General features: G+C 70.1%; 23 protein-coding genes. 10 read left to right on the forward strand and 13 right to left on the reverse strand.

Translation table 11 applies throughout. From position 1 onward, the window contains the following. The first annotated feature begins 64 nt into the window (after nt 1-64). A complete protein-coding gene (locus tag HJC40_RS41605) occupies nt 65-937 on the forward strand; it encodes an N-acetylglucosamine kinase (RefSeq protein ID WP_250009206.1) in 873 nt (290 codons plus the stop codon). On the opposite strand, the gene HJC40_RS41610 is transcribed toward HJC40_RS41605, so the two are convergent. Together HJC40_RS41610 and HJC40_RS41615 are read right to left on the reverse strand one after the other, a co-directional pair. Further along, nucleotides 848-3,667, reverse strand: coding sequence for a tetratricopeptide repeat protein (locus tag HJC40_RS41610; RefSeq protein WP_250009208.1), 2,820 nt, complete (start codon nt 3,665-3,667; stop codon nt 848-850). The two genes, HJC40_RS41605 and HJC40_RS41610, sit on opposite strands and share 90 nt — an antisense overlap. Nucleotides 3,668-3,847: 180 nt before the next feature. Continuing rightward, the gene (locus HJC40_RS41615) at nt 3,848-4,882 is read right to left on the reverse strand and encodes a LacI family DNA-binding transcriptional regulator (protein WP_250009209.1); all 1,035 of its coding nucleotides are present in this window, start codon (nt 4,880-4,882) and stop codon (nt 3,848-3,850) included. Between the two features lie 53 nt (nt 4,883-4,935). Between HJC40_RS41615 and HJC40_RS41620 the strand changes: the two genes are divergently transcribed. After that, nucleotides 4,936-5,766: a phytanoyl-CoA dioxygenase family protein gene (locus HJC40_RS41620; protein WP_250009210.1), complete on the forward strand. Its 831-nt coding sequence runs from the start codon at nt 4,936-4,938 to the stop codon at nt 5,764-5,766. A gap of 18 nt (nt 5,767-5,784) precedes the next feature. Beyond that, the gene (locus HJC40_RS41625) at nt 5,785-6,360 is read left to right on the forward strand and encodes a GNAT family N-acetyltransferase (RefSeq protein ID WP_250009211.1); all 576 of its coding nucleotides are present in this window, start codon (nt 5,785-5,787) and stop codon (nt 6,358-6,360) included. On the opposite strand, the gene HJC40_RS41630 is transcribed toward HJC40_RS41625, so the two are convergent. After that, the gene (locus HJC40_RS41630; protein WP_250009212.1) at nt 6,309-8,771 is read right to left on the reverse strand and encodes a M36 family metallopeptidase; all 2,463 of its coding nucleotides are present in this window, start codon (nt 8,769-8,771) and stop codon (nt 6,309-6,311) included. The genes HJC40_RS41625 and HJC40_RS41630 overlap by 52 nt on opposite strands. A 63-nt stretch (nt 8,772-8,834) precedes the next feature. Continuing rightward, nucleotides 8,835-9,533, reverse strand: a complete 699-nt coding sequence (locus HJC40_RS41635; RefSeq protein WP_250009213.1) for a hypothetical protein — start codon at nt 9,531-9,533, stop codon at nt 8,835-8,837. Nucleotides 9,534-9,734: 201 nt separating this feature from the next. Between HJC40_RS41635 and HJC40_RS41640 the strand changes: the two genes are divergently transcribed. After that, nucleotides 9,735-9,971, forward strand: a complete 237-nt coding sequence (locus HJC40_RS41640; RefSeq protein ID WP_250009214.1) for a hypothetical protein — start codon at nt 9,735-9,737, stop codon at nt 9,969-9,971. Nucleotides 9,972-9,978: 7 nt separating this feature from the next. Here the strand turns inward: HJC40_RS41640 and HJC40_RS41645 are convergent, their stop codons facing one another. After that, nucleotides 9,979-10,539: a bacterial transcriptional activator domain-containing protein gene (locus HJC40_RS41645; RefSeq protein WP_250009216.1), complete on the reverse strand. Its 561-nt coding sequence runs from the start codon at nt 10,537-10,539 to the stop codon at nt 9,979-9,981. Between the two features lie 624 nt (nt 10,540-11,163). On the opposite strand from HJC40_RS41645, the gene HJC40_RS41650 reads away from it, so the two are divergent. Beyond that, complete coding sequence (locus HJC40_RS41650; RefSeq protein ID WP_250009217.1) at nt 11,164-12,942, forward strand: carbohydrate-binding module family 20 domain-containing protein; 1,779 nt, start codon at nt 11,164-11,166, stop codon at nt 12,940-12,942. A gap of 836 nt (nt 12,943-13,778) precedes the next feature. Here the strand turns inward: HJC40_RS41650 and HJC40_RS41655 are convergent. Both HJC40_RS41655 and HJC40_RS41660 read right to left on the reverse strand, forming a co-directional pair. Continuing rightward, complete coding sequence (locus HJC40_RS41655) at nt 13,779-14,339, reverse strand: hypothetical protein (protein WP_250009218.1); 561 nt, start codon at nt 14,337-14,339, stop codon at nt 13,779-13,781. Between the two features lie 317 nt (nt 14,340-14,656). After that, complete coding sequence (locus HJC40_RS41660; RefSeq protein WP_250009219.1) at nt 14,657-15,604, reverse strand: recombinase family protein; 948 nt, start codon at nt 15,602-15,604, stop codon at nt 14,657-14,659. A gap of 444 nt (nt 15,605-16,048) precedes the next feature. On the opposite strand from HJC40_RS41660, the gene HJC40_RS41665 reads away from it, so the two are divergent. Beyond that, nucleotides 16,049-16,525 (forward strand): hypothetical protein, encoded by a 477-nt coding sequence (locus HJC40_RS41665; RefSeq protein ID WP_250009220.1) that lies wholly within the window; start codon nt 16,049-16,051, stop codon nt 16,523-16,525. 512 nt (nt 16,526-17,037) lie between these two features. Here the strand turns inward: HJC40_RS41665 and HJC40_RS41670 are convergent. Beyond that, nucleotides 17,038-17,202 (reverse strand): hypothetical protein, encoded by a 165-nt coding sequence (locus HJC40_RS41670; protein ID WP_250009221.1) that lies wholly within the window; start codon nt 17,200-17,202, stop codon nt 17,038-17,040. A 247-nt stretch (nt 17,203-17,449) separates the two neighbouring features. Continuing rightward, entirely contained in the window at nt 17,450-18,433 is a 984-nt protein-coding gene (locus HJC40_RS41675) for a GlxA family transcriptional regulator (RefSeq protein ID WP_250009222.1), read from the reverse strand. Between the two features lie 318 nt (nt 18,434-18,751). Between HJC40_RS41675 and HJC40_RS41680 the strand changes: the two genes are divergently transcribed. After that, on the forward strand, nt 18,752-19,300 hold the full coding sequence (locus tag HJC40_RS41680; RefSeq protein ID WP_250009224.1) for a hypothetical protein: 549 nt from the start codon (nt 18,752-18,754) through the stop codon (nt 19,298-19,300). Nucleotides 19,301-20,393: 1,093 nt separating this feature from the next. Here the strand turns inward: HJC40_RS41680 and HJC40_RS41685 are convergent. Next, a complete protein-coding gene (locus HJC40_RS41685; RefSeq protein ID WP_250009225.1) occupies nt 20,394-21,245 on the reverse strand; it encodes a helix-turn-helix transcriptional regulator in 852 nt (283 codons plus the stop codon). Between the two features lie 101 nt (nt 21,246-21,346). On the opposite strand from HJC40_RS41685, the gene HJC40_RS41690 reads away from it, so the two are divergent. Further along, nucleotides 21,347-22,120 carry an SDR family NAD(P)-dependent oxidoreductase gene (locus HJC40_RS41690; protein ID WP_250009226.1) on the forward strand — a complete coding sequence of 258 codons (774 nt, stop codon included), beginning with the start codon at nt 21,347-21,349 and terminating at the stop codon, nt 22,118-22,120. 84 nt (nt 22,121-22,204) lie between these two features. Here HJC40_RS41690 and HJC40_RS41695 read toward each other — a convergent pair whose 3' ends face one another. Next, nucleotides 22,205-22,642 carry a MarR family winged helix-turn-helix transcriptional regulator gene (locus HJC40_RS41695; RefSeq protein WP_250009227.1) on the reverse strand — a complete coding sequence of 146 codons (438 nt, stop codon included), beginning with the start codon at nt 22,640-22,642 and terminating at the stop codon, nt 22,205-22,207. Between the two features lie 84 nt (nt 22,643-22,726). Here HJC40_RS41695 and HJC40_RS41700 point away from each other — a divergent pair, with 84 nt between their 5' ends. Together HJC40_RS41700 and HJC40_RS41705 are read left to right on the forward strand one after the other, a co-directional pair. Continuing rightward, nucleotides 22,727-23,530, forward strand: coding sequence for an SDR family oxidoreductase (locus HJC40_RS41700; protein WP_250009228.1), 804 nt, complete (start codon nt 22,727-22,729; stop codon nt 23,528-23,530). Between the two features lie 71 nt (nt 23,531-23,601). Further along, on the forward strand, nt 23,602-24,144 hold the full coding sequence (locus HJC40_RS41705; RefSeq protein WP_250009229.1) for a carboxymuconolactone decarboxylase family protein: 543 nt from the start codon (nt 23,602-23,604) through the stop codon (nt 24,142-24,144). A gap of 7 nt (nt 24,145-24,151) precedes the next feature. Here the strand turns inward: HJC40_RS41705 and HJC40_RS41710 are convergent, their stop codons facing one another. Together HJC40_RS41710 and HJC40_RS41715 are read right to left on the reverse strand one after the other, a co-directional pair. Continuing rightward, nucleotides 24,152-25,042, reverse strand: coding sequence for a GNAT family N-acetyltransferase (locus tag HJC40_RS41710; protein WP_250009231.1), 891 nt, complete (start codon nt 25,040-25,042; stop codon nt 24,152-24,154). 116 nt (nt 25,043-25,158) lie between these two features. Beyond that, complete coding sequence (locus HJC40_RS41715) at nt 25,159-26,313, reverse strand: GGDEF domain-containing protein (protein ID WP_250009232.1); 1,155 nt, start codon at nt 26,311-26,313, stop codon at nt 25,159-25,161. Nucleotides 26,314-26,367: the final 54 nt, after the last annotated feature.

Below are 26,367 nucleotides of genomic sequence, written 5' to 3' on the forward strand. Positions count from 1 at the left end.
CGATGAAAATTACGACCGTCGACGCCTCTAGTCAATAACTGTTTCCTATGTTTCGATCCCTGGCATGGACCTGGTGGTGGGTGTGGACGCCGGCGGCACCGCGACGCGGGCCGTGGTGACGACGTTGTCCGGCGAGGTGCTGGGCCGCGGATCAGCCGGCGTCGGCAACCCGCTGACCGTCGGCTTCCGGGCCGCCGCGGACGCGATGGAGGGTGCCCTCCGCGCCGCCCTCGGGACCCTCCCGCCGGCCGACGTGGTGCAAGGCGTACTGGGCATCGCCGGGACGAGCTGCCTCACCGGCGGGGCCGGGCTCCGGGCGTACGAGAAGGTCTGGGAGGGCCTCGGCCTGGCCGCCCCGATGGACGTCGTCGGCGACGTCGTGACCGCCTTCGCGTCCGGCAGCGCCGAGCCGTCCGGCATCGTGCTGATCGCCGGCACCGGCGCGATCGCCGCCCAGGTGGAGGGCCTCACCGTCGTTCACACAGTGGACGGCCACGGCTGGTTGCTCGGCGACGCCGGGTCGGGCCGCTGGATCGGCCTGGCCGCGCTGCGCTCCGCCGTGCGCCAGTGGTCCTCACCCTTCGCCGCCTCGATAGCGACCCGGGTGGGGGCAGTCTCGCCCGAGGCGCTGGTGGCATGGGCGCAACACCTGCCGTTCACCGAGATCGACGCGCTCGCGCCTTTGGTTTGTGAGCTGGCCCGCAACGCCGACCCGCAGGCCCGCGCGATCACGTCGTCCGCCGCCACCGAGCTGATCCGTTCCCTCGACGACCTGGCCGCGCCCGGTCCGGTCGTCCTCGCCGGCAGCTTGCTGACCCAGGACACACCCGTACGCGAGGAGGTGCGCTCAATCCTGCGAGCCCGCGACGTCGGCACTTCGACCGGCGCCGACCCCACCCTCGGCGCCGCCCGGCTGGCCGCCGGAAAGCTGTGCTGAGCCCAGATCCGGTTGTGACAAGCGGCATTCCGCTACATGATGACGGGCCTGTGCGTCGTCACCAAGGGCACGATAGGCCTCACCGAGACCGGCATGAGCGCGGGTCACCTCGTATCGGGCGCCGATCTCCGCGGCGATCCGGCAGGAGGCATGGTGGTGCTCGATGGCGTCGCGGGAGCGTCCGGCGGCCAGGGCGGCTTCGCCCAGACCGTTCAACGATTCGGCCTGGCCCAGCCGGTAACCGGTGCCACGAGCGATGGCCAAGGCTCGCTGGTGATGGTTCGCGCTCTCTTCCAGCCGCCCGAGGCGCGTGTACAGATTGCCCATGCTCATCAGAACGTCACCTTCGGCGTCGCGCACACCGAGCTGCTGGAACACCGTCAAGGCCCGGCCCAGGAGATCGCCTGCCGCGTCGTAACGACCGGCTCGCATCTCGGCGTCGCCCAGGCATTGCCAGGCGCATGCCTCACCGAATGGGTCACCGACTCGGTGAAACAATCCCACCGACTGACGCAGGATCTCGGTAGCCTCGGAGAGATACCCCATTCGCAGCCGCAGAATGCCCAGACCGCACAGCGCCCCGGCTTCGCCGGCCTCGTCACCGGCAAGCCGATACAGCACCAAGGACCGCTGGTAACAATCGTTGGCGACGACATGCTGACCGGTGAGTTCCAGAACGAAGCCGCGGCAGCCCAGGGCACGCGCCTCGCCGGCCTGATCACCGACACGCCGGAACAGGTCCTGCGCGCGACGGAAGCTGTCCACCGCCTCGCCGTATCGGCACAGGTTCCGGTACGCGACACCCAGATCCGTCAGCGCGTAGCCTCGCCCGGCTTCATCGCCGACGCGCGAGGCGGCACGGTAGGCATGTTGTTGCACCGCTACTGCGTCGATCGGATAGCCACCACTGAGGACGAGATACAGCACGCACGCCAGAGCGACGGTATGACGTGGCGAATCCTGCGCGGCGACCGACACGAGGGTGGGTCGTTCGGCGTCAAGCCAGCCAAGGGCAGCACCCGGCTCGCTCAAGTCGGGAGTGGGGGAGGCGGCCGGTGGAATCGGCGATCTGAGCTGCACAGCGACAGAGTGCAGCGTGGTGACAGCCGTCGCCGCGGTGGTCAGATAGTGGTCGAAAAGCCGATCGAGAGTGGCGCGCCGAAGTGCCGGCCGGTCCTCATCCCGGGCTCGATTGACGGCGTATGCCCGGACCAGGTCGTGAAAGGCATAGCGACCGGGGGCGGTCTGCTGCAGCAGATGATCGGCCCGTAGCCGAAGGAGGCGGGCCTGCGCGGTGCGCAAGTCGGTGTCGTTCAGCGCCGCGGCGGCGTAGGCGTCGAAGTCCTGTCCCGGATGCAGTGCGAGCTGCCGTATCAGCTGACGGAGGCTGTCTGGAAGACGACCGTATGACAGATCGAGGGCGGCTTCGACCCCGCTCTCCAGGCGCCGTTCGGCATGTCGTTCGTCGAGCCGATCCGCGTGGTCGGTCAACGTCCACCCCGGAGTGCGTCGGATCTGACCAGCGACCAGACTCAGGGCCAACGGGAGATGCCCGCAGCGCCGAGCGATCCGGGCCGCCGCCGCCTCGTCCTCCCCGACGGGCGCCGCCTGCTCCAGGAAGGCCACCGCCTCCGGCGGCGTCAACACATTCACGGAGACGCGCCTGGCCGCGCGCAGCCCGGCGAGGCGGTGGCGGCTGGTGATCAGCGTGAGGCACCCCGGCGTGGCGGGCAGGAGCGGCCGGACCTGGTCGGCTGCGGCCGCGTTGTCGAGCACCACCAACGCGCGCTTGCCGGCGAGCCGGGAACGGTAGAGCGCGACGAGCCGGTCGAGCTCGTGCGGGATCCGTTGCCCCGGCACGCCGAGCAGTCGCACGAACCCGTCGAGCACCGCGGCGGGGTCGGCCGGAGGCTGCTCGGGGTCGAAGCCGCGCAGATTGACGAACAGAGTCTGCTCGAACGGCTCCGACCGGTTCCATCGGTGCCCGGCGTGAATGGCCAGTTGTGTCTTGCCGATGCCGGCCATGCCCTCGATCGCCGAGATCACCACCGCGCCACCATGCGACGCGGCCCGGCGCAGTTGATCGAGCTCGGCGTCCCGGCCGGTGAAGTCGGCGAGATCGGGCGGCAGATCGGCGCGCACTCGCACCTGTGACGCGGCCTCGCTGTTCCCGGCGATCGCGCGCAGGGCCTGGCGCCATTGAACGACGTAACCGGCGTCGGGGTGCAAGGCTTCGACGACCGCCACGACGAGGTCGTCGTTGAGCCGCCGGCGCCCCGGACGGAAACAGTCGGCGACTGTCGACCGGCGGGCCAGCTCCCCGCCCGGACGCCCGGCCGCGCTCCACGCCGCGTTGACCCGGCTGGTGATGACCTCGTACGAGGGACCGCCCGCCCACGCCTTGAGCAGGCGAAGCTCGTCGACGACGTCATCGAGGCCGGTCGCCCGGGCCGGATCAGGTGGATCAGCCATGAAGCCGAGGCTAAGCACGGCGGTGTCCCGGCGGTGTCTTTCAGCGGACTCTTGGCACCATGTGTCTTCCTCCGGGATCATCCGGGCTTCCCCCGCTGCCGGCGCCGAGCCGCCGACACTCGGACCATGGAATGGCACGCGGACGTCGAAGTCGTCGCCGAACTGGAACCGTGGCAGGTCGGTGGCATTCTGGCCGACGTCGAGGAGGACGTCGTCGCCTGTTACGAGCCTGAGCGAGAAGTGCTCAGACTCCGGCACCGGCTACGAGCGCCTCACTACGGCGCGGCTCTGGTGGAGACCGGCAACTGGGTCACCGGCGAGGCGTTGCCCGCCATACGCCGGCAGACGCGCGCGGGTCCGGTGCTGCGGCTCGTCGTGGCGGCCGCGCCTGGGTGCATGCCTGCGCACCGCGGGCCGCAGACGGCCCGGCCGACCAGCTCACTGCGTTCGATGGCGGGACGACGATGGGGTCCGCTCAGCCCGGACTGAACTCGACCGGAGCTCGAGGCGATGCGGCACGACGATGCGGCGCGGCGGGTCGTCGCGGTCGGCCAGCCGCTGCGCCAGGCAGGTCAGCGCGGCCTCGGCGATGGCCGGCTTGTCCGGGGCGACGGTGGTGAGGGCCGGGTTGGCGTAGCGGCCGTCCTCGATGTCGTCGAAGCCGGCCACCGCCAGGTCACCGGGCACGCTCAGACCCCGTGACAGGGCCACGTGCATCGCCCCCAGGGCAAGCTGATCGCTGAAGCAGAACACGGCGTCGACGTCCGGGTCGGCGCCGAGCAGGCGGGTCATGGCGGCGGCGCCGTCCTCGCGGTGCAGGCGCTCGACCGTGATCTCGTGCCGCGGCAGGCCGGCCTCGGCCAGGGCCCGGCGGTAGCCCTGCGCCCGGCGGGCGGCCGTGCCGTTGACCAGGTGGGGCTGGAGGCCGACGGCCGCGATGCGCCGGCGACCGGTTTCGATCAGGTGGCGGGTCAGGTCGGCCGCCGCCGACACGTTGTCGATGGCCACGTGGTCGAGCAGTCCGCCGGCGTCCTGTTCGCCCAGCAGCACCAGCGGGGCGCTGTCGGGGCGGCGGGTCAGGTCGCCGGGCGACAGGCCCCACGGGCTCATGATCAGGCCGTCGACCGTCTGGGCCCGGACACCGTCGAGCAGTTCCCGCTCCCGCTCGGCGTCGCCGCCGGTCTGCTGCACGAGCAGGGTCCACGCGTACGCCTCGGCGCGGTCGGCCAGATGACCGGCCAGCTCGCCGAAGTAGGGCGACGCGATCTCGGGCAGCACGAGCGCGACCAGGCCGGAGCGGCCGCCGCGCAGGTGCCGGGCGGCGGCGTTGGGCCGGTAGCCCAGCTCGTCGATCACCCGCTGCACGCGCTCGCGCGTCTGGGGCGCGACCAGCGCGAAGCCGGACACCACGTTGGACACCGTGCGCACGGAGACGCCGGCCCGCTCGGCGACCTGTCTGAGGTTGGCACTCACAGAGGCCATCCTAGGGGTTGCAACGTTGCATGCCACGTTGCAACATGCTTGGTATGACGACTTTCATCAATGACGCCGAGGTCGGTGCGAAGGCCCGCGACGCCATCTACACCGATGGCATCACGGCGCTCAAGGGCGCGTTCAGCGCCGAGTGGGCCGACGCCATGCGCGAGGACATCGAGACCGCCTTCGCCGAGGCGATCAACCGGGAGGGCGGCGCGGTGGGCCGGGGCCCCAAGCGCTACTACGTCGAGATCCACCCCGAGCAGCTGCGCGGCTTCGTCGACCTGGTCACCCACCCCTGGGTGGTCGCCGTCTGCACCGCCGTGCTCGGCCCGCGCTACGAGATCGTCGAGCTCGGCTTCGACATCCCCTTCGCCGGCGCGGTCAACCAGCCGTGGCACCGTGACTTCCCGATGCCCGAGGTCACCCGCACCGACCGGCGGCTCAACTCGCTGGCGTTCAACCTGACCGGCGTCGACACCACCGACGACATGGGCCCGTTCGAGATCGCCCCCGGCACCCAGTTCGACGACAGCCCCGAGTTCGGCCACGACATGTTCCCGCCCAAGCCGCACTACGGCCGCTACAACGAGCTGGCCGTGCGCAAATACCCGCAGCGCGGCGACATCTCGGCCCGCTCGGCGCTGACCATCCACCGCGGCACCGCCAACAAGTCGGAGAAGTCACGCCCGGTGCTGGTGCTCGGTGTCGACGCCCCCGACGCCACCAACGGCGACAAGCACGCCATGGCCGTGACCCGCGACTACTGGGCCTCGCTCCCCCAGCTCGTCAAGGACCACCTGCACTGCCCGGTGGTCGACACCCTCACCCCGATCACCCAGAAGCACACCATCGAGGGCCTCGTCATGGGTGAAGCCTGACCGTGCTTGGCTGGAGCGATGCCGTGGGAAACCTCGAAACCTCCTCGCCCTCCGTCGCACCCGGTCGCCCTCGAGCCGCTCGAGCGCGGCGACCGGGCCGTGCTCGACCACCTCGGACAGCTCTACCGCTACGACCTCTCCGAGTCGTACGGTCTGCTGCCCAACGACGACGGCAGCTTCAACTTCCGTGAGCTGGACCGGTTCCGCCTCGCTGGCGACCCGCGGCGCCGGGCCTGGCTGATCACCGCGGCCGGCCGGACAGCGGGCTTCGTCCTGACCGGCCCGGCCGACGCGGACGGCCACGCGATCACCGCCTTCTTCGTGGTGCGGGCGCTGCGCCGGACAGGGGTGGGCCGGGAGGCCGCGGTCCGCGTCATCGGGCTTCTCCCGGGCCGATGGGTCATCGGTTTCCAGCGCTACAACCCGGGCGTCGAGGCCTTCTGGTCCCGGGTCGCCACCGAGGTCGCCGGCGACCGCTGGGAGATCGCCGACGGTCCCGTGCCGGAGAACCGGCCACCCGACACGTTCATCAGCCTCACCACTCAGGGCACCACCCGCAGCGACGGGCCGGACTCCACCCCGAGCACCTCGTAGGGCGCCACGATGACGCCGCCCAGCAGCTGATACCGGCCCGGTGGCGGCGCTGCGAACTCCAGCGTCGCCTCCCCGCCCGCGCGGCCCGGCGACAGCGACCCCAGCGTCGTGGCCACCACCCGGGTGTCGAGGCCGTCCGGCGAGGTCGCGACCACGTGGGCGATGTAGTCGGCCGGATGGCCGGTGGCGCCGGTGAGCGCGAACGTGATGGTGGCGGTCAGTCGGTCCGGGCCACCGGCTCCACCGGGACCGGCCGGCGTGACGCTCAGGTCCAGGATCTCCAGTCCGAGGTCGACCGGCGCCGGTCCGGCCGCCGCGACGGCCCGCGTGGTCTCCACGAAGTACCGCACCCGGCGGCCCCCGTCGTCCTGGGCCGGCTCGCCCGGCAGGCCGGTGGCCCGCTCGCCGCCGGCCCGGACGACCTGCCGTTCCCGCACCTCCCCGTCCGCGTCGAGCAGCACGGTGACCAGGTAGATCGGCGCGTCGCCGGCCTCGGCCGCGGCCACTTCCTCCGTCGTCGTCAAGTCGGGCGTCGTGAAATCGGGTTCGATGCCTTCCAGCCGGGCGCCGGCCGAGCGCGCGGCCGGGCCCATGCCGAACCGGGCGAACGCGCCCCACACCGCCGTCCGCGCCTCGGCCGTCCGGGTGGCGGACAGCCGGCCGGCCGACAGCAGGTCGGTCAGCGCGGTGAGGATCGCGTCGCGCATGTCCAGGAACCCCGGGTTGGCCCGGGACAGCTTCAGCGCGTCCATCACGAGGCCCAGCGCCAGCTGCTCCGAGCCGAGCCGCCGGGTCATCTCCAGCAGCGTGGCGCACCAGACCTCGCCGACCTCGTGCACCTCGCGGTACTCCCGGCCAAGCCGGCCGAAGTGACCCGGGTGGCGGTCGTCGTAGCGGTGACCGCGGATGCCGACCGCCTGGTCCACGACCCAGGCCCCCACGACGTCGGCGCCGGTGTGGACGCAGGCGAAGAAGTCGCCCCAGCCCTCGCCCATCCCGGCGCTCTGCGGCTCGTCCAGCGCGTGCGTGTCCAGGCCGCCGCCGACCAGCCGGTTGGTCACCCCGTGGGCGAACTCGTGGAAGACGACCGAAGCGTCCAGCGCCGTGTGCCGCCCGGTCCGGCTGACCAGGCCCAGCCGCAGCACCGGGCTCCGGCCGTCGACCGGCGTGGCCATCGACGCCGTGCCGGGCACGGCCCCGGCGTACACGCGGGTGTCGACCGGGTCGGCGCCCACCCCGCCCCGGCCCAGCGGGTCCCGCTGGAAGTTGCCCTCGGCCTCGGTGAAGCCGAGCAGATAGAAGAAGTCGTGGGCCGACGAGGCCAGCGCGAACGCGTTCACCACCTGCTGGTCGGCACTGCCGGGGTCGGGAGCGAAGGTCACCCGGCCGTCCACCTGACGGCCCCGGGCCGGCGCGCCCGAGTCGCCCGGGTGCGCGACCACGCTGTTGCCCGCGGTGTCGTCGCGGGACAGCCACGGGTCGGGGAACCCGTCCGGGAGACCGGCCGGCGAGTCGAGCCGGTAGTCGCTCAGGGCGCGGGGGAACGTGATCCGCTCCCGGTCGCGGCCGCCGTCGACCAGGTAGACGTCGCCGACCCCCGCCGCCGAGAGCACGGTCTGATGGGCGAAGAGCACCGTCCGATCGCGGGCGTCCACCACCACGACGAACCGCTGGACCTGCTCCGGCATGGTCATCGTGACCCGCCAGCCGAGCCGGGTGTCGCCCGGGCTCAGCGGGAACCACACCAGGGCGGCGGTGATCGGCTCGGCGAACGGGCCGGAGGCCAGGACGGTGGCGCGGTCCTGGGCGCCCTCGAGGACCGTGGTCACCCGCGGCTCGAAGTCGTCCACGTCGACCGCGGGCGGGTCGAACGGCTGCTGGAACTGGTCGTACCGGCCGAGCTCGTCCGGGCCGGGCCGGGCGACGTGGCCGGCGGCGGTCAGCACGGCGTCCTCCACCCGTACGGAGGGCACGGCGTCGAGCGGCTCCTCGATCGTCACCGTGCTCCCGGCGGTCGACGCGAGCGCCCCGGCCGGGTCGAAGACCACCGCCTGGGCGGCCTGGAAGACCGGGATCCCCTGGTGCTGCTGACGCAGGTGGACGGTGTGCGCGCCGGCCCCGGTGGTCCGCACGGCCGGGTCGGGCACGAACTCGGCCGGCCGGCTCGCCGTCAGCCCGAGCAACGGGCCCACCGACCGCAGATGGGCCAGCGCGCGGGCGGCGTAGTCGCCCGGCGCCGCCCGGCCACCGGCCAGTTCCACCCGGGCCGCGTTGCCGGTCAGCCGGTCCAGTCCGGCCACCCGGGCGGTCTGCTCGCCGGGCAGCCCGTCGGAGACCTCACGGGCGAGCGTCCGCAGGCGTTGTTCGTCCGGCTCGGCCACCGGACGGCGTAGATCGACTTCCCGGCTCATGGATCTCCTCTCTCGCAGCCGCCCGGCGCCGATCAGCGTCGGCGCCGGGCGACCGGGCGGCGTCTACTCCGGGTAGACGAGGTACCGCAGCGGGATGTTCTCCTGGATCCGTCCCGAGTCGGCGTCGATGACGGTGCTGGCGAAGGCCGCGTACGGCTGGCCGACGTTGAGGATGTCGGCCGACAGGTTGGCCTCGAACAGCAGCGGCTTGCGGCCCGGAACGGGTGTCTGGAACCAGAACTCGAGCACCGTGAAGGCCGGCGCCGGGGAGTCGAACCGGTCCTGCCGGAAGTCGTCCGGGCCGTCCGTCACGTCGGTGAGGTTGATCTGTTCCATGCCGACCCGGTAGCGACGACCGCCCAGCTGCACCGTCGGCGGCACGGCGAACCCGTTCGGGATGTCGATCGTCGGGTTGACGAACAGCACGGCGTAGATGACCGCCCACTGCCCGCCTGCGATGATCTTGCTGGGCTGGTACGGCGGCGGTCCGCCGAACTCGATCGGCGTGAACGCGTACAGGTCGAACGCCACGTACGGGCCCACGGTGGGCTGACCCAGCTGGGCCTCGGCCCGCATACCGTTGGTCCCGGCCCGCATGGCCGCCTGCCGCTCGTCGAGGTGGCCCTGCATGCTGCTCCGGAACCGGTCGACCAGGTCGTCCCGGGTCTTCCTGGCCCGCTCCCGTACGTCGTCGGGCGGAGCAACCGGTGCGGCCGTGCCGGCGCTTACGGTGATCTCGTCCCTGGTGGTGGTAGTGGTCATGAGGGAGCCTCCTCCGGCCTTGCTGATGCACTGACCGGCCGACTCTCGCAGTGGGCGCTTAAGCGGCCTGGTCCGGCGACTTAGCCCCGGGGCCGGTTGCCGTTAAGCGGGCCCGGCGCAGCCGTGGTTTAGGCGGTTGTCCGGCGGGAACGCCGTCTCGCCCGGGCCTGGAGGGCTGCCCCAAGTGACCAGGAGACGACAGTGGGTCCACACGAGATGATCGCGGTCGGGTCGAGCGAGGCCGGTACGGAGGAGTGGAGCTGTCCCCGCTGCGGGCGGCGGCTCCTGCTGCGCTGGCCGCCGCACTTCTCCCGGACCGTCCTGCACCCGGGCGACGATCGGGTGCTGCACGTGGGCGGCCGGAGCGAGACGCCGCGCGTCACGCTGAGCGAGGCGGAAAGGCTCTGGCTGGACGAGCACGGCATCGCCTGGAGCTGACCGCCGCTCAGACCTGCTCGTGCCGGCGGATCCGCTCGTAGAGGCTCCGGGTCTGCGGGCCGGGCTCCACACCGAGATCACGCCACAGGGCGGCGGCGCACGCCCGGTGCTGCAGCAGGGCCAGATGCGGCTGCCCCAGCCGGCTGTGGCAGCGCATGAGCCGGCGGTGGGTGGCCTCCCGGCACGGATCGTCCTCGAGGACCCGCGCACACAGGCTCGCGGCCGCGGCGTACCGGCCGGCGTCGAAGGACAGGTCGCCGAGGTGGTCGAGGGCGTCGACATGGGCCAGGCGCAACTGGTCACGCGGCAGGACCGGCCAGTCCTCGTACGGGTTCTCGGCCAGCAGATCGCCCCGGTAGAGCCCGTCCGCCATCTCGTACTCCCGGATCGCGGGCTCGCACTGCCCGGCCAGGTGCAGCCGGCGGGCCAGGCGCAGGTGCCGGTCGAACTCGTCGACGTCGAGCCACAGCTGGACGCCCGGGTCGAGGCCGTAGCGGTTGCCCCGGAACACGACGATCGGCCGGTCGGTGACCGTGCGCAGGGCGCGGCGCACCCCGTGCAGGGCCACGTTGAGGCTGTTGCGCGCGGCCTCCTGGGTGGATCCGGGCCACGTGCATCAGCGTCTCCCGGGACGGCCAGGGGTGACGGTGGGTGAGCAGGTACGCGAACAGCGACGCCTTGCGCCCGCCGTGCCACAGCCCGGCCGTGACGCCGTCGAGCGTGGTGACGAGCGGGCCGAGCACGTGCACCGCCAGGAGCGGATGCGCCGACCAGGGCATCGGTTCGGTGAGCAGAGTGGACCGGAAGCGATCATCCATTGCGGCCACCTCCAGGGGCTGCCACGACACACGCTACGAGCTGTCCCGGCCGGCGTCCCGGTCAGATCTGGGACACCACCCACCGAGCGATCTCCCGCACCTGCCGGATAACTCCTTGCAAACTCTTCCACCGCCTGCAAGTGCTTGCTATGGTCCGTTCCCATGTGAACACGGGATTACATCCATGTCACCGGATCCGCCCCTGGTGGCTGAGGTTTCCCCGCCCCCGGTTCAGCGAAGCTCGTCGTTGCAAGACACTCGCCCCCGGCATCCGCCGGCCGACCCGTGCACGAACACAGCCGACACCGGCCGCCCGGCACCCTCCCCCGGCCAGGTCGGGCCGACCGCCCGTACCTGAAGTAAGGAGCACCGAGATGAGAAAGCTCGCCCCCGTCCTCACGGCCCTGATGGCCGCGATGATCGCCGTGGTGGTGGTGACCGGGCGCCCCGAGCAGGCCGACGCCCGGCCGGACGCCAACCCCGGCGCGCGCGACACGATCGTGCACCTCTTCGAATGGCCGTGGGCGTCGATCGCGTCGGAATGCACCACCGTGCTCGGACCGAAAGGCTTCGGCGGCGTCCAGGTGTCGCCGCCCCAGGAACACGTCGTGCTCCCCGGCGCCGGATACCCGTGGTGGCAGGACTACCAGCCGGTCAGCTACCAGCTCGTGACCCGCCGCGGCGACCGCGCCGCCTTCGCGAACATGGTCAGCACCTGCCACGCGGCCGGCGTGAAGATCTACGTCGACGCGGTCCTCAACCACATGGCGGGCGGGGCGTCCACCGGCACCGGCACCGCCGGCTCGTCGTACAGCCACTACGCGTACCCCGCGGTGCCGTTCGGCACGAACGACTTCCACCACTGCGGGCGCAACGGCAACGACGACATCGCCAACTGGGGTGACCGCTGGGAAATTCAGAACTGTGAACTGGTCGACCTCTCCGACCTGAAGACCGAAGCGTCCTACGTGCGCGGCAAACTCGTCGCCTACCTCAACGACCTGATCTCGCTCGGCGTCGACGGTTTCCGGGTGGACGCGGCCAAACACGTCCCCGTCGCCGACCTGCAGGCGATCTACGGTCAGCTGAACGGCACCCCGTACATCTTCCAGGAGACCATCGAGGGCGGCGCCGGCGAGCCCAGTCCGACCGAGTACACCGGCATCGGCGACGTGACCGAGTTCCGCTACGGCGACGTGGTCGGCAACGCGTTCCGCGACGGCAACCTGGCCACCCTGCAGAACCTGCCGTCCCAGATGCTGCTGTCCAGCGGCGACGCCGTGGCCTTCATCGACAACCACGACACGCAGCGCAACGACCGGGCGAAGTTGACCTACAAGAACGGCGGCACCTACGCCCTGGCCGAGGCCTTCATGCTGGCCTACCCCTACGGCACCCCGTCGGTGATGTCGTCGTTCACCTTCAGCAACCCGGAAGCCGGCCCGCCCGCCACCGCGAACGGCACCACCACCGCGGTGAACTGCTCGTCCGGCTGGGCCTGCGAGCACCGATGGCGCACGACGGCCAACCTGGTCGCCTTCCACAACGCCGCGGCCGGCACCGGCCTGACGAACTGGTGGTCCAACGGCGGCAACCAGATCGCCTTCGGCCGAGGCTCGAACGCCTACGCCGTCTTCAACCGCGGCGGCGCCCTGAACCGCACCTTCACCACGTCCCTGCCCGCCGGCACCTACTGCGACGTGGCCAACGGCGACTTCACCAACGGCACCTGCACCGGTACGGCCTACACCGTCAACGCCGCAGGCCAGTTCACCGCCACGGTCCCGGCCGGCGGCCTGCTGGCCCTGCACGTCAACGCCCGCACCACGGGGGGCACGACCCCGCCACCCACGGGCTGCACCAGCGTGGCGGTGACGTTCGCGGCCAACGCCACCACAGCCTGGGGCGAGAACGTCTTCCTGCTGGGCAACCGCGCCGAACTGAGCAACTGGAACGCCGGCGCGGGCGTCGCCCTGTCCTCCACTGCGTACCCGGTCTGGCGCGGCACGGTGAACCTGCCCGCGAACACCACGGTCGAATACAAGTACGTCAAGAAGAACGGTTCGGCAGTGACCTGGGAGTCCGGTAGCAACCGAACCCTGAACACCGGGACGGCGTGCGCTCTGACCGTGAACGACAGCTGGCGCTCCTGACAGTCCTTGCTCCCCCGGGTGGTCGCGCGGCCGCCCGGGGCGGGGAGTGCGGGCGAGCTCGGCCTGGTGGGCTGGACTTTCTTGCGGTTGACGGTCGGGGCCGAGGGTGACCAAGCTCTGACGGTAAGGCATCTATGTCTGAGCTTGGTCACCCTCGGCCCCGACCTTGGGGGCGAGCCGGTCGCGGCGTCGCGGTGGTCACCGGGCGGCGGCTGCCTGGTCGAGCCGGGCGGTCACCTGGCGGCTCGGTGGTCCGGCTGCCGCGTTGTGGTCACCGGACCGGGAGTCGGCTTGGGCGGGCGGGCCTGGGTGGTGGGTCAAGGGAGCAGGACCCTGCCGCTTACGGTCAGCACCTCACGGCTGGGCGATGGGTCACTCCGGCCGGCCGCGGCGGAGCTCACCTCGCCCCCGCCTGTCGCCTTGCCGGCGCGTCGCTCACGCAGGGTGGTATCGCCGAAGGTCGGGCACGCCTTGTCGGCGGCAGATGCGGATAACTTCCGGTTCACCGTCACTACCTGCGCCTGCAACCCCAGCTGGTACTACGAGGACTGGCTGATACTCATCGCGAACAGCGAGATGAAGACCGACGGGTTCGTCTCAGGCGAGCCCGACCATCACGTCGACCACCGCGTCCACCTTTACGGCGGAGCGGGACGGGCAAGCCGCCGACGCGACAAGTAATTATGGGGCTGGGCCGACGCGCACGATCGGCGGCAAATCAGTGTGTACAGCTATGTCGATTACTTGAGCAGCATGAATACTCGATCATTGCGAATGAGGCGGCAAGCTCGGTCAGAGCCGCCCCCCGGGCGCGTAGCGCCTGCTGTACTACCGGTTCATGTACTGGTTCCAGAGCCGGCCCTGACACGGGGCTTCGGGTCGTTGACCAATATCTCCAGTGCGGCGGGGTCGTCGGTGCGCTCGGCCAGGTATTCGCGTACCTGCCCGACTGGGTCTTGCACGAGCAGCGTGACGGCCTCGGTCGGCAGGCGCGGCTGTTGAGCCAGGATGAGCCGGACGTCGCGGTGCGGCGAGGCACACAACGCCTTCAACACACACAGGTCGGCGACGGCGACGGGGTTTGTCAGAGCGGCGTAGCGGACCGCGAAGTTGTCGTCGCCCCCAAGCTTGCTCAGGACCTCGGTTGGCGTGCTGACGTTGGCGGCCAGTGCTTTGCGGGTGGCGGCGTCCGGGTCCGCGACGAGGAGACGAAGCGAATCTGGTGGGGTGCGGGCCCGTCCAGCGACGATTCGGCGGACCTTCGGTGAGGTATCGGCGGCCATAGCCGCCAGCAACTCGGCCGGTGTGTCCGTGTGGGCCGCAGCGGCCACCCTGGCACGGACGATCTTGTGTCTCGCCAGAACCTGGAGATCTTCGGAGTCGTCGCCCACCGCCACGACGAGCATGGTGCGCGCGAGTTACCGAACGTTGCAAGGGCCTGGAGGGCGATGCGTCCCATCGGAGTACCGGAACGATCATCCATCCGGCTTGCACCGCAGCGCGGGGCGGTCCGCGGATCACGGGCGACGATCACTCCGCGGCCGGACGGCGAGTGGCACCTGCTGGGACAGCGGTCGGCACGTTGTCCTTCTGGATGTTCGTGCGCGGGCGTTCGCAACGGCGCAACAATCCGTAGCCGCTCTTCGTGAGCCCCGCGCGCGGTCTGCGGCATGAGAGGGAGCCCGCGAGTCTTTCAAGGGCCGTTGCTTCCCGGTCAGAGCGGTAGGTACTCGCGGATCCTGCCGCGAACGTGTGGGCGGGCCTGGTCCAGGCATAGGCCGAGCGTAGGAAACTGCTCGGCGAGTTGGACTTCGGTCAGCGGCTCGGTGAGCGGCGCGGCGGCGTATCCGCGGTGATCTTCGTGCCAGTGGCCGTCGGGTTCGACGGCGCGGACGCGGGTGACGACGCCGTTGACGACGTAGACGAATCCTTTGACCCTGGTCCGGCGGGTCGGTGCGATGGGGTACCACTTGCTGTCGGCCTCGTACTGGACCTTTTCGTCCTGGCCCGTCTCGTCGTAGCGGCGGTTGGTGTCCGGGCCGATCTTGCCGGTTCGGGTGTTGCGGTAGATGACCATGACGCAGTCGCGGTCGGCTGTGTGGGCGGCGAGGTGTTTGAACAAAGTGGAGCGGGCGACACCGAACACCGCTGCGATCTCTTCGACGGTGTACTGGTCGGTGTCGTACATGTGCCGGGCATAGGCGAGCTCTTCCTGGGTGAGTTTGGCCGGGCGTCCGCCGACCCGGCCTCGGGCGCGGACGCGGGCGTCGGCGACGTCGCGTCTGGCCTCGACGAGGACCGCCCGTTCGAACCCGGCGAGGGCGGCCATCGTCCGGAAGAACTGCTTGCCGAGCGGGATGGACGTGTCGATGCCTTCCTCCAGGAGGACGAGGTCGACGCCGTCCATCTCGAACCAGGCGGCCAGATCGAGGAGGTGCTTGTGGTCGTGGCCGAGGCGTCGCAGCCGGGTGACGACGACCTGGTCCTTGGGCTGCAGTGTCTGCAGCAGCAGCGCGTCGAGCTTGGGGCAGGCGGCCGTCTTCCCGCTGATCTTCTCAATGACGATGTTCTCCGGCTCGACGCCGGCCTCGACGAGCGCGTCGTACTGCGACGCGGGGTCCTGGTCCCGGGTGGAGACGCGAGCGTAGCCATAGCGGGTCATCCTGTGTTCAGCGCTCCTCGCAGGGGTGTGGAACCCACATGTGCGTCGCTGGGCGATCGGGTGTCAGTCCAATAAAAGCGACCGCGGTGTTGACGGACTTTGAAATCCGGACTGGGTTTATGGACTGACCATAGCGGGACGTCCCGTAGAGGTCAACATGGGTCCGGTATCCTCAATTTATGGACTGATGTTGATCGGGTTCGCTCACGCTCGGCGGCAGACGAGGGCGCCGGTTCCCGTGTCGGCAACCGGCCCGAGCTTGCCAGGAGACGGCCGGCAGGGCGGCGGAGTCTGCTCCGCGGCGATGAACGGGAAGACGTTCACGGGGTCTTCTTTGCGAGCAAAGCCGTCGGGGTATCTCACGAGAGCGCCCTTCCACGTGTCCTGACGGTGCCGCCCTGAACAATGGGCGGCGGCCCCGCCGTACAAGGAAAGGTCTTGACCATGGGTTGGAACACCTCGGTGCTTTTCCGTCAGGACGTGACGGCGGACGAGGCTGTGGGCGACCTCGCCATCACAGATTTCAGCGGCGAACTGGTCGCAGCCGACCAGGCCACAAGCGCCCTCAAGCCCGACGCCCTCTATGCCGCCGAGTCGGATGGCTGGGTTCAGGTCTGGAACCCGATGATGGATGTGGTCATGAGCTGGGAGCCGACCGACCCGGGCGACGCTTTGGTGGTCTTCTTCAGCAGCGTTTCGAGCACCTACGGCTTCACGCTGTTCACGAATGGGGAACGCACCCGGCATTACGTCTACGCCGACGGTGTGGCTGTCGAGGACGAAGGAACGCCACTGCCGGTCGAGGCCGATATTTCCCTGCCGTCCTGGGGCCCGGACGAGGACTTCCTCTGGTCGATCATCACGGCAGTCACTGGTCTCCGGTATGACGAAAAGCTGCAGTACCGCGTCTACCCGGTGTGACGGCGTATGCGGCGGGCTACCGAGCCGGGGTCGATTGTTGCGAGCCCTGCCCTGCGGCGCCTCAACCATGATCACCGCAGCGCCGCGAGCTGACGGGTGCCGACGGCGTGCTGGAGCACTGGTTACGCACCGTGCTGGCCAACGACGGCAGTGCCCGCTGGCATCGGTTCAAGCCGTGCCTCCAGCCGGCCGAAGCGTTTGCGACCGAGCGGATCACGGCAGTGCCCGCGTATCAAAGCGGATGAGGGTGCATCGTCGAGTTGCCAGGGCATCGAACGCGTAAAGCTGTGCCGTCTGCCCAGCCGCCCCAGCCCGTCCAGGGAGCCAACGCCGCTACGGTGGTCGGCATAGAAGGCGGGGACGATGCCAGCGCCAGCTTGAGTCCGGCTCGCGGGGAAACGCGTATGCCGGGCGAGCCAGTCGTGCACGAGGGCGGTTCTGTGGGTGGCCAGGTTGTCACAGGCGACGTGGACGTCCAGTTCGGCGGCGGGGACAGCCTTTGTCGATCGCGGTCAGGAATTCGCGGTATTCCACCGCCCGGTGTTGCGGTGCCACTCGCCGATCACGGTGCCGTCGGCGATGTTGAACGCAGCGAACAGGCTGGTGGTGCCGGGCCTGGCGTGGTTGCGCCGTTCGGGCTTCGTCCGCATCGCCTGCAGCCAATCATGGTCAGTCACCTCCCACCGGCGGCACTTCCACTGGTACCGCTCACTTCCTCGTCCATAGCCGACGGAATTCCGCTGCTGGCGCGGTAGGGCTCACCTTCTACGGCCCATAGCCGAGAGTATTGAGCCCTTGGTAACACCGCCGCGCCCGCGGCGTTGGAAGACGCCCGCCGCAGCGGAACTGCTCCGCGTCTATTTCGGTACCGGCACGCGCATGGCCGCGAGCGCGTGGGGGTCGCCATGGTTGTCCTCGCGACCGTCACAGCAGGCTCTGACGAGCCGCACGGAAGGTTTGTCGATAGTCCCGTGGTGGCACGCCTCGACGCTGGATGAACTGGTCGCGCAGGGCGGCGGCGTTGGTGTAGCCGACGCGGTGGGCGATGTGCTCGATGGATAGCTCGGTGGTCTCGAGAAGCTCTTCGGCTTGGTGCAGGCGCTGAGTGGTCAGCCAAGCATGCGGTGACGCCCCGGTTGCCCGTCGGAATCGGCGCAGGAACGTGCGGCGGCTGGTCATTGCCTGGGCGGCGAGCTGGTCCACCGAGGGGCGCTGGTGAAGGTTCTGTCGAGCCCAGCTGAGCACCTCGTCGATCCGGTCGTCCCCGCTGCTGGAGGCTGCTGGGGTGTCAAGATACTGCGCCTGCCCACCGGCTCGATGCGGCGGTGTGACCAAATTTCGGGCGATGCGGTTGGCGACCGTTGCGCCGTGATGTGTCCGCAGCAGGTGCAGGGTCAGGTCGAACCCAGCGGTGGCGCCAGCCCCGGTGGAGACCTGACCATGGTCTATATACAGGGCGTCGCGGCGCACTGTGACGTCGGGATAGGTGGCGGCCATCTCGTCGGCGTACTGCCAGTGAGTGGTTGCCTCTAAACCGTCGAGGAGGCCGGCGGCGGCCAGCAGAAACGACCCGACACAGTGGCCGGCCACGATCGCCCCGCGCCGGTGGGCGGCCCGTAGCGCGTTCAGTAGGTCGTCGTCCTGGTCCTGGCGGAAACCAGTGCCCGGCAGCACCATGATCAGCTCGGCGTCGGCAAATGCGTCCAAGCCGCACTCGATCTGCAGGGGCACGCCGCTGTCGGTGCGCAGGATGCCGGAGCGGCGGGCGCAGATCGTCAGATCGAAGACCGGAAGACCGGGACGGAGGTCGAAGACTCCGTTTGCGGCAAAGACTCCGGTTACCACGCCGAGGCCCAGGCCGGTCACGCCGGGTGGGGCGTAGGCGACAACACGGCTGAAAACATTCACCGCCGTATATTGGCACGAAACCCGCGATGGATGGCGTTCGGGCCACTTTCTTGTTGATCACGTGTGCGCCAGGCTCGGTATCGCCCTTGCCGATGGCATGGGATCCGCGACGATCGCTTGGGGGTGGATCGATGCTCACACGTGGGCGCCGCCTCGGCGCGCCGAGGCGGCCCTGATGCTTGCTGATCACCAACCAGGGATCGTCCCAGGAGAAGTCAGGGGCGTAGACACCGCAGATCGTCGTTTTCGACACAGCACGGTGTAGTAGGTGGACCGGTGGCATGGATGGTGCTCGACCGATATAAGTCTGGAGTTGGCATGAGGATCAAGGCGTCGTCCGCCGCGGCGGCGGTCATCATCACTGCCACCCTTGGGCTGAGTGTAATGACCGCGAGCCCTGCCGCGGCGGCCGAAACCGTGCGCGGTAATTGGCCTACTGCCGGCGAGGCCGACCCGATGGGGTTCGGCAAGAGCGCTGCTGCCGACCCGGAAGTCGGCACGTGGCGATCCTATGCCACCAACCCGATCAACGCCGGTAGCAGCACGTGGCGATGTGGAGACGCCAAGGGCATCGGTACGGATATCAGCGGCCGACCCTGCATCATCAGAACGGCCGACCGCGAGTCCGTCCAGGGGGCGGTGGTCATTCTCAACAACCGGAGCTCGATCGTCCCGGTTGAAGCCGCGGTAGTTGTACGCGCTGCGGCGTACGAACCCTTCGAGCTGGGAGAGTGGCACTGCAGCCGCTCGGGGGTCGGCGCGAGATCGTGGTCGGTGTGCTTCGGTGAAACATTCTCCTTCTCCGATAAGGCCGACACCCAGGGCGGAGCCAACGGAAAAGACCTCCTCTATTCACCTGCTCACTAATGTCCTGAGTCTATGAATCGTCTTGCAGTACGCGGCGAGGCTGTTCATGATCTCGTCGAATATCTTGGCCCAGACGTAGGGGCCGGCTTCTCGTTTAAACACGAACGGCGCACGGGCGAGCACGATTATACGTGCTACATAATGGACGATGCGCCAACCGTGGCATGACACGGATGCAGCACTTAAATAAATCAAGGGAGTAGAATTCTGTGAAGCGTAGAACCAGTTGGGCCTCGGCCTTAGCGCTCCTGGTCGGCGCAATCTTGGCCGGAGCTGCGCCGGCATCAGCTGCCGAACTCGACGACCCCCCTGAACCGATCGTTCGGGTCTCCGTTGTAGCAGCGGGACAGTCAGGATCGGGGAGGGCGGAGTGCTTTGGGTATACGGGAACTTTCCTCTCCGGCTCGACGGTCACCTCAGTGGATTGGAATCGGGACGGCAACTGGGACGAATGTTTCGGAATCGCCCCCGCTCGCACGATCTGGCACGCGTGGCCCAATTCCGGGAGGTGGAAGGAGATGCCGAACAACGGCCGGGCGGATGATACGCACTTATTCTTGATCAGCCGCACCCCGGAGCGATACCGCATTGCTGTCGTCTGGGTAAACGGGTCCGGAACATGGTGTTCTTACCAAATGCCAACTGGGTGGCGACCATGGCAGCGTACTTGCTTGTGATCTTCAGATGTCAGTAGCTGAAGTCAGCAGCCCTTTGGGTTCGGCGCATACGCTGGCCGCAAGGCCTAGATTTCTTTAAAATCGTTGCACAGCCGGGGATCACCTGAGAACGCCTTCCGAGAAGTTTTCTCCGGGAGGCGTTCTTGTGTTCAGGTCGCACAAGACTCTGCTTTTGAATCACCTATACCATCCGCGCACCGGCGTCGCTGATGATTGCTTGCACGCACGGTGAGCAGGCTTGAGAGGGACCGCCGGCACCACCAAGCGGCCAAGATGATGGCTGCGCCCCACACCCCCAGCGCGGTTTCCCACCGCACTCGACCAGAAGGTCGTGATGACCTCCCGGCGGCGGCCGGAGCGATGGGCACCGCGCCGGATCGCCGACGGTTCCCAGCCCGTCGGACCGGGACCGCGCCTCAGCTCGACACCCCCCGCGGCACTCCCGCCCAGCTGGCCAGCATCGGCAGAACCCGTGCCGTCGCCGAATCCGGCTCGACGGTGTAGACGACCAACCTCTGCTCCGGATCGTGTGGTCCGACCACCGACTCGATGCCGAAGCTGAGCGGGCCGGCCGTCGGGTGGGCGAGGTGCTTGGTGACCGAGGTGCGGAACGTGACCCGCTGGTCGTCCCACCACCGCGCGACGTCCGCGTCGTCCCGGCGCAGCTCCTCCACCAGCTCCATGAGGCGGCGATCGTCCGGGTGACGGCCGACTTCGTAGCGCAGGGCCCCCACCGCCGCCGCGGCGAACTCCGACCAGTTCACGATCCGCGCCCGCGCGTCCGGGTCGAGGAACATCCACCGCGCGAACGACGAGCCCGGCTCGAGCGCGGCCCCCAGCACCGCGCTCAGCAACCCGTTGCGGGCCAGCACCTGCGAGCGCCGCCCCAGCAGCAGCACCGGGACGTGATCCAATACGTCCATTAGGCGCAGCATGCCCGGGTCGGGGCGCTGGGCGACTTCGGGCCCCGACCACCGCCGGCGTGAAGCGGGGGCGGCCAGGTCACGCAGGTGGGCGCGTTCGATGTCGTCGAGCTGCAACGCCCGGGACAAAGCTTGCACCACCTCGTCGGTGATCGTCTGCTGGCGTCCCTGTTCCAGGCGGCTGTAGTGGTCGGGGCTCAGGCCGGCGAGCACGGCGAGCTCTTCCTTGCGCAGGCCCGGCACCCGGCGCGGGCCGGGGAAGGCGGTGATGCCGGCTTGGGCAGGGGTCAGGCGGTCGCGCCGGGACCGCAGGAACGCCCCCAGCGCCGCACGGTCGGCGGGCATGCACCGAGTGTAGGAGGCGGCCCGGGCGCCTACCTGGTCATGCCGTGACCAGGCAACACGCGCTCTGGTGCGGCGGCCGGCCGGGCGGTGAGGTGGTGACCATGACCTCCACCGCAACACCTGCCGAGCAGACCCGTACCGTCCTGATCACCGGCTCCACCAGCGGCATCGGAGCCGCCACGGCCCGCACCCTGGCCGCGCAGGGCTGGCGCGTCGTCGTCACCGGTCGCGACCGGGCCCGCGGCGACGCCGTCGTCGCCGGGATCGAGGGCAGCGGCGGACAGGCCGTCTTCGTACCCTCCGATCTGACCAGCCCGCCCGGAGCGCTGCGGGACTTCGCGCGGGCCGCCACCGAGGCCGCCGGCGGCCGCCTGGACGCCGTGGTCCACAACGCCGCCCTGTGCCCGGCTGTCGACACGATCGGGCTGACCGACGCCGACCTGGAGGCCACCCTGGCCGTGAACGTCCGGGCCCCGCACGTGCTGACCGCCGCGCTGGCCCCGGCGATGGCCGACCGGGGCCGGGGCGCGATCGTGGTCATCGGTTCCTGGATGGCTCACGTCGGGCACGCCTTCGTCGGGTTGTACTCGGCGACCAAGGCGGCCGAGATCCAGCTCGCCCGCAGCTGGGCCGCCGAGTTCGGCCCTCGCGGCGTACGGGTCAACACCGTCTCCCCCGGCGCGACGCGCACCCCGATCAACGCCGCCGACGGCGACGTCATCGCCCACATGACCGCCGGCACCCCGGCCGGGCGTCCCGGGGCCCCCGAGGAGATCGCCGACGCGGTGGCCTGGCTCCTCTCGGACCGGGCCGGCTACGTCCACGGCGCCGAAATCCCGGTCGACGGAGGCATCACCGCGACGCGTTCCGTCTGAGCCCGGCGGCGGCCGTCCCCGTCGATCAGGAAAGCAGGCGACGCGCCTGTTCGTCGGCCGCGCCCGGCGGGGTGTGGGGCATGGTCAGGCCCGGTCGGACGCCGGGCCGGGCTCGAGGGCGGCATTCAGGAGGGCGGTCAGTTGGCGCTGCTGCACGGCGGTCAGGGCGGCCGGTGGGGAGCCTTCCATCGCCGCCCGCACCACCTCGTCGCGGACGCGGCGGCCCTTGGCGGTCAGGGTCAGGACGCGGGAGCGGCGGTCGTTCGGGTCCACGGCCCGTTCGAGCAGTCCGCGATCGATCAGCTGGTTGGCCACGAAGGTGAGGTTCGGGGCGTTGCAGTGCAGGCGCTCGGCCATGGCCTTCATCGAGGGCGGCGGCTCCTCCGGGTCGATCAGCCACAGGGCCTGGAACGTGGCGGTCGTCAGGCCGTACTCGGCCATGGCCGGTCCGGCGGCGTCGACGGTCCGCATCCAGACGTGGTAGGTCGCGGCGATCGCCGCGGCGAGCTCGGGTGCGGCCATGTTCCTGATCATACTGCTGTTTCGAGTCTCGAAGGATGATGCTACGGTCAGGTCCTTCGAGACTCGAAGCGATAGGAGAACGTCATGTTCGATGGCAAGACGGCGCTGGTCACCGGCGCCTCTCGGGGACTGGGCCGGGAGTTCGCCCTCGAGCTGGCCCGCCGGGGTGCGCGGCCGGTCCTGCTGGCCCGCTCGGCCGGCCCGCTGCGGGAGCTGGCCGACGAGATCCGCGAACGGCACGGCGGGCCGGCCCCCGAGGTGCTGGTGGCCGATCTGACCGCGCCGGACGGTCCGGAGCAGGTTCTGCGGCAGCTCCACGACCGGGGGCTCGCCGTCGATCTGCTCGTCAACAACGCCGCGATCGGCGCCCAGGGCCCGTTCCTCTCCCGTTCGCTGGGGCCACAGCTGCAGTCGGTCGGGCTCAACGTCACCAGCCTGCTCACGCTGACCCACACGATCGCGGCCGACATGGTCGCCCGCGGCTCCGGCGGCATCATCGTCGTCACCTCGGGCGCCGCCTTCACCCCGATGGGCTACCTGGCCAGCTATGGCGCGACCAAGGCGTTCCAGCTCTACTTCACCGAGGCGCTGGCCCAGGAACTGCAGGGCACCGGCGTACGAGTCATGGGCGCCCACCCGGGCGACATGGAGACCAGCTTCGGCGAGGGCGTCACGGCGCCGATCGACCCGAACGCCGACAAGCCGGCCGTCGTCGCCGCTCAGATCCTCGACGACTATGCGCGCAACCGCGCCGCGTCGTACCCGGGCAAGACCCTCAACCGCGTTCTCACCTGGCCCGCCCGGGTGCTGCCGCGCGTCACGGTCGCGCGGCTCGGCACCGCATACTCGCGCCGGCGGGGTCTGGACAAACTGGCCGACCAGAGGTGAGCGCCGGGCCGATGTGATCTTCGAGGGCGTCATCCGTACGCCGGAGGGCCTGTCTCTGCCAGGATGGCCCGATGGCGTACATCGATCTGGGCCTTGACGAGACGGTCAATCCGGGGATCCGCGGGTTGCTCCGGTACCGGCCCGACACCGGGCGACCGCTCATGGAACTCGCGGAGGTGCTGCTGCGCGGGCCGAGCACGCTGAGCCGGGGTGAGCGTGAGCTCGTCGCCGCGTACGTCTCGGGTCTGAACGACTGCACGTACTGCAGCAACTCGCACGGCGCGTTCGCCGCGGCCCAGCTCGACGAGGGCCATGCGCTGGTCGAGCAGGTGCGCGCGGACCCGTCCCTGGCCGCCGTGCCAGACAAGCTGCGCGCGTTGCTGCGGATCGCGGCGGCCACCCGGCAGAGCGGCCACGACGTCACCCCGGAACTGGTCGCGGCCGCCCGGGACGCAGGCGCCACCGAACTCGAGATTCACGACACCGTGCTGATCGCGGCCGCGTTCAGCATGTTCAACCGCTACGTCGACGCGCTCGGCACGGTCGCCCCGGCCGATCCCGCCCCGTACGAGGCAGCCGCTCCCCAGGTCGTGGAGAACGGCTACCTTCGCTGAACGAGTCCTACGAAGCGACCACCCGCAGCGCGAAGCGCCGATAGCCCAGCCGGTCGAACGTGGCCGCCATCGGCGTGTTCGTGCTGTCGGTGTCGGCCCGGATCGTGGTGGCGCCGGTCTCGGCCAGCATCCAGGTGATCTCGGCGAGCAGGTCGCCGGCATAGCCCCGGCCGCGCCGCGACGGGAGCACGCCGAGGTAGCCGACGACCGGCCCGCCGGCGTTGGCCGAGGGCAGGGCGCAGCCGACCAGCGCGTCCGAGCTGTCGAAGGCGAGTCGCCATCGGTCGCGCGGGCCCGGCATCGACTTGTAGAACTCGACGTCCTCGAGGGCCTGCGCGCGGGCGCCGACGCGGGCGAGGCCCTCGAGCGTGGCGACGTCGAGGCTGCCCACCGAGATCTGCTCGAAGGCGTCGGCGAAGTCCTCGTCGGACCCGGGCCGGAAGGTGAGCCGGGCCGAACGCTCCGGCCGGGGCTGTGCGCTCGTCCACTCGTACCGGAAACGCTCGGTGACGGTGGTGAGCCCGGCCTCGGCCGCCGCCGCCAGTCGCGTGGTGATCTCGGGGTCGTCGCGGCGCGAGGGCTGGGTGAAGATGTGATATTCGACGGGCGGCGGGACCTGGCGGATGAGCCCGGCCCAGAGCGGAACCGGATCGGCGACCGCGGGTGCGGCCCACAGGCAGTCGAGGGCCAGCGGCTTGTCGCCGTCGGGGAAACCCCACCAGACAGCCAGGCCGGCGACGGACTCGCCGTCGACAGCAAGCCACGTCCAGGCCGGACGGTAACCGCCGCTCTCGAGGTAGGCGACGAAACGTTCGCGCGTCGTCGTGTTGACGGATGGTTCGGTCAGACAGGTCAGGATCAGGTCGAGGTCGGTCTCGACCATGGTGCGGTACAACAACGAGGCCTCCTGGGCACCGGTGAGCTGAACACGGCGGACCCTCCTTCCCAGTCGATGTACGGGGCGCCGGCCATCCTGCCCGAACAGCCCGCAGCCGTCACCTGATTAACGCCTCGTCAGGCCACCCAGGGACGCTTGGCCCGGTGGCGCTGCTTGGTGCGGTACATGTCGGCGTCGGCGGCCGAGGCCAGCTGGGCGAAGTCGGTGCAGCAGGCGCCGCAGGCGTGACCGATGCTCGCGCCGACCTTGCACGGGCCGCTGCGCGTCTCGATCGGCTCGGTCAGCGCGCGGTGGATCCGCTCGGCGGTGTCGCGCAGCAGCCGGTCCACGCCCTCGCCGGTAGCCACGATGACGAACTCGTCGCCGCCGGTGCGGGCCAGCAGGTCGGCCGGCCGGACCAGCGCGGCCATCCGTGACGCCACCGTCCGCAGCACCTCGTCACCGGCGTCGTGCCCGCCGAGATCGTTGATCATCTTGAAGTCGTCGAGGTCGATGACCATCACGCCGACCTCGTCGTCGGAGCGCCCGGCCAGCTCGTCGGTGAACGCGCGGAGCAACGTCCGGTTGGCCAGGCCGGTCAGCGGGTCGTGGGTCGCGGCGTGGTGCAGGCGGGTCCGGCTCTCGGCCAGCTCGTGATGCAGCCGGGCGTGGTGCACGGCCATCGAGGCGTGCTGCGCGAACAGCTCGAGCATCTCGCGCTGCACCGGGCCGGGCCGGCGGCCGTCGCGCGGCAGGTCGACGCTCAGTATGCCGGTCAGCTCCCCGGTGGGCGAGGTGAGCGGGGCGAACAGCATGTCCTCGGGGTGCCAGCCGTCCGGGTCGGCCGGCAGCGGCAGCGAGTCGGACGTCCAGGTGATCATGGCGTCGGGCATGTCGTTCTTGTGGTCGACGAAATACAGCGACCCCCACGGCTCGGCCTTGCCGAACAGCTCGTCCCAGTTCTCCGGGGTCGTCGTCGTGCCCAGCAGCGAGCGGCGCATCTCCTCGGTGCCGTCGACCGACACGACCGCGAAGTCGCCGTCGGGCTGGCGCACGTTGACGACCGCCACCTCGAAGCCGGAGGCCCTGGTGACGCCGTGCACGACCGCGTCCATCGTCGCCCGCAGGTCGAGGCTGGCGTGCACCGCCTTGCTGACCTCGTGCAACGTCCGCAGGCCGTCCAGCTGCGCGAGGGTGTCGGAGTGCCGGCTCCGCAGGGTGTCGAGCTGCGCGAGGGTGTCGGACAGCCGAGACGACAGATCCCGCGACGACAGATCCTCGTTGCTGGTCAACGCGCCTCCTGAACCCGGTGCCCGATCTGAGATCTTATCCGGACGATGCCCGCG

The organism is Actinoplanes sp. M2I2 (genome assembly GCF_023544445.1).
Classification (GTDB): Bacteria; Actinomycetota; Actinomycetes; order Mycobacteriales; family Micromonosporaceae; genus Actinoplanes.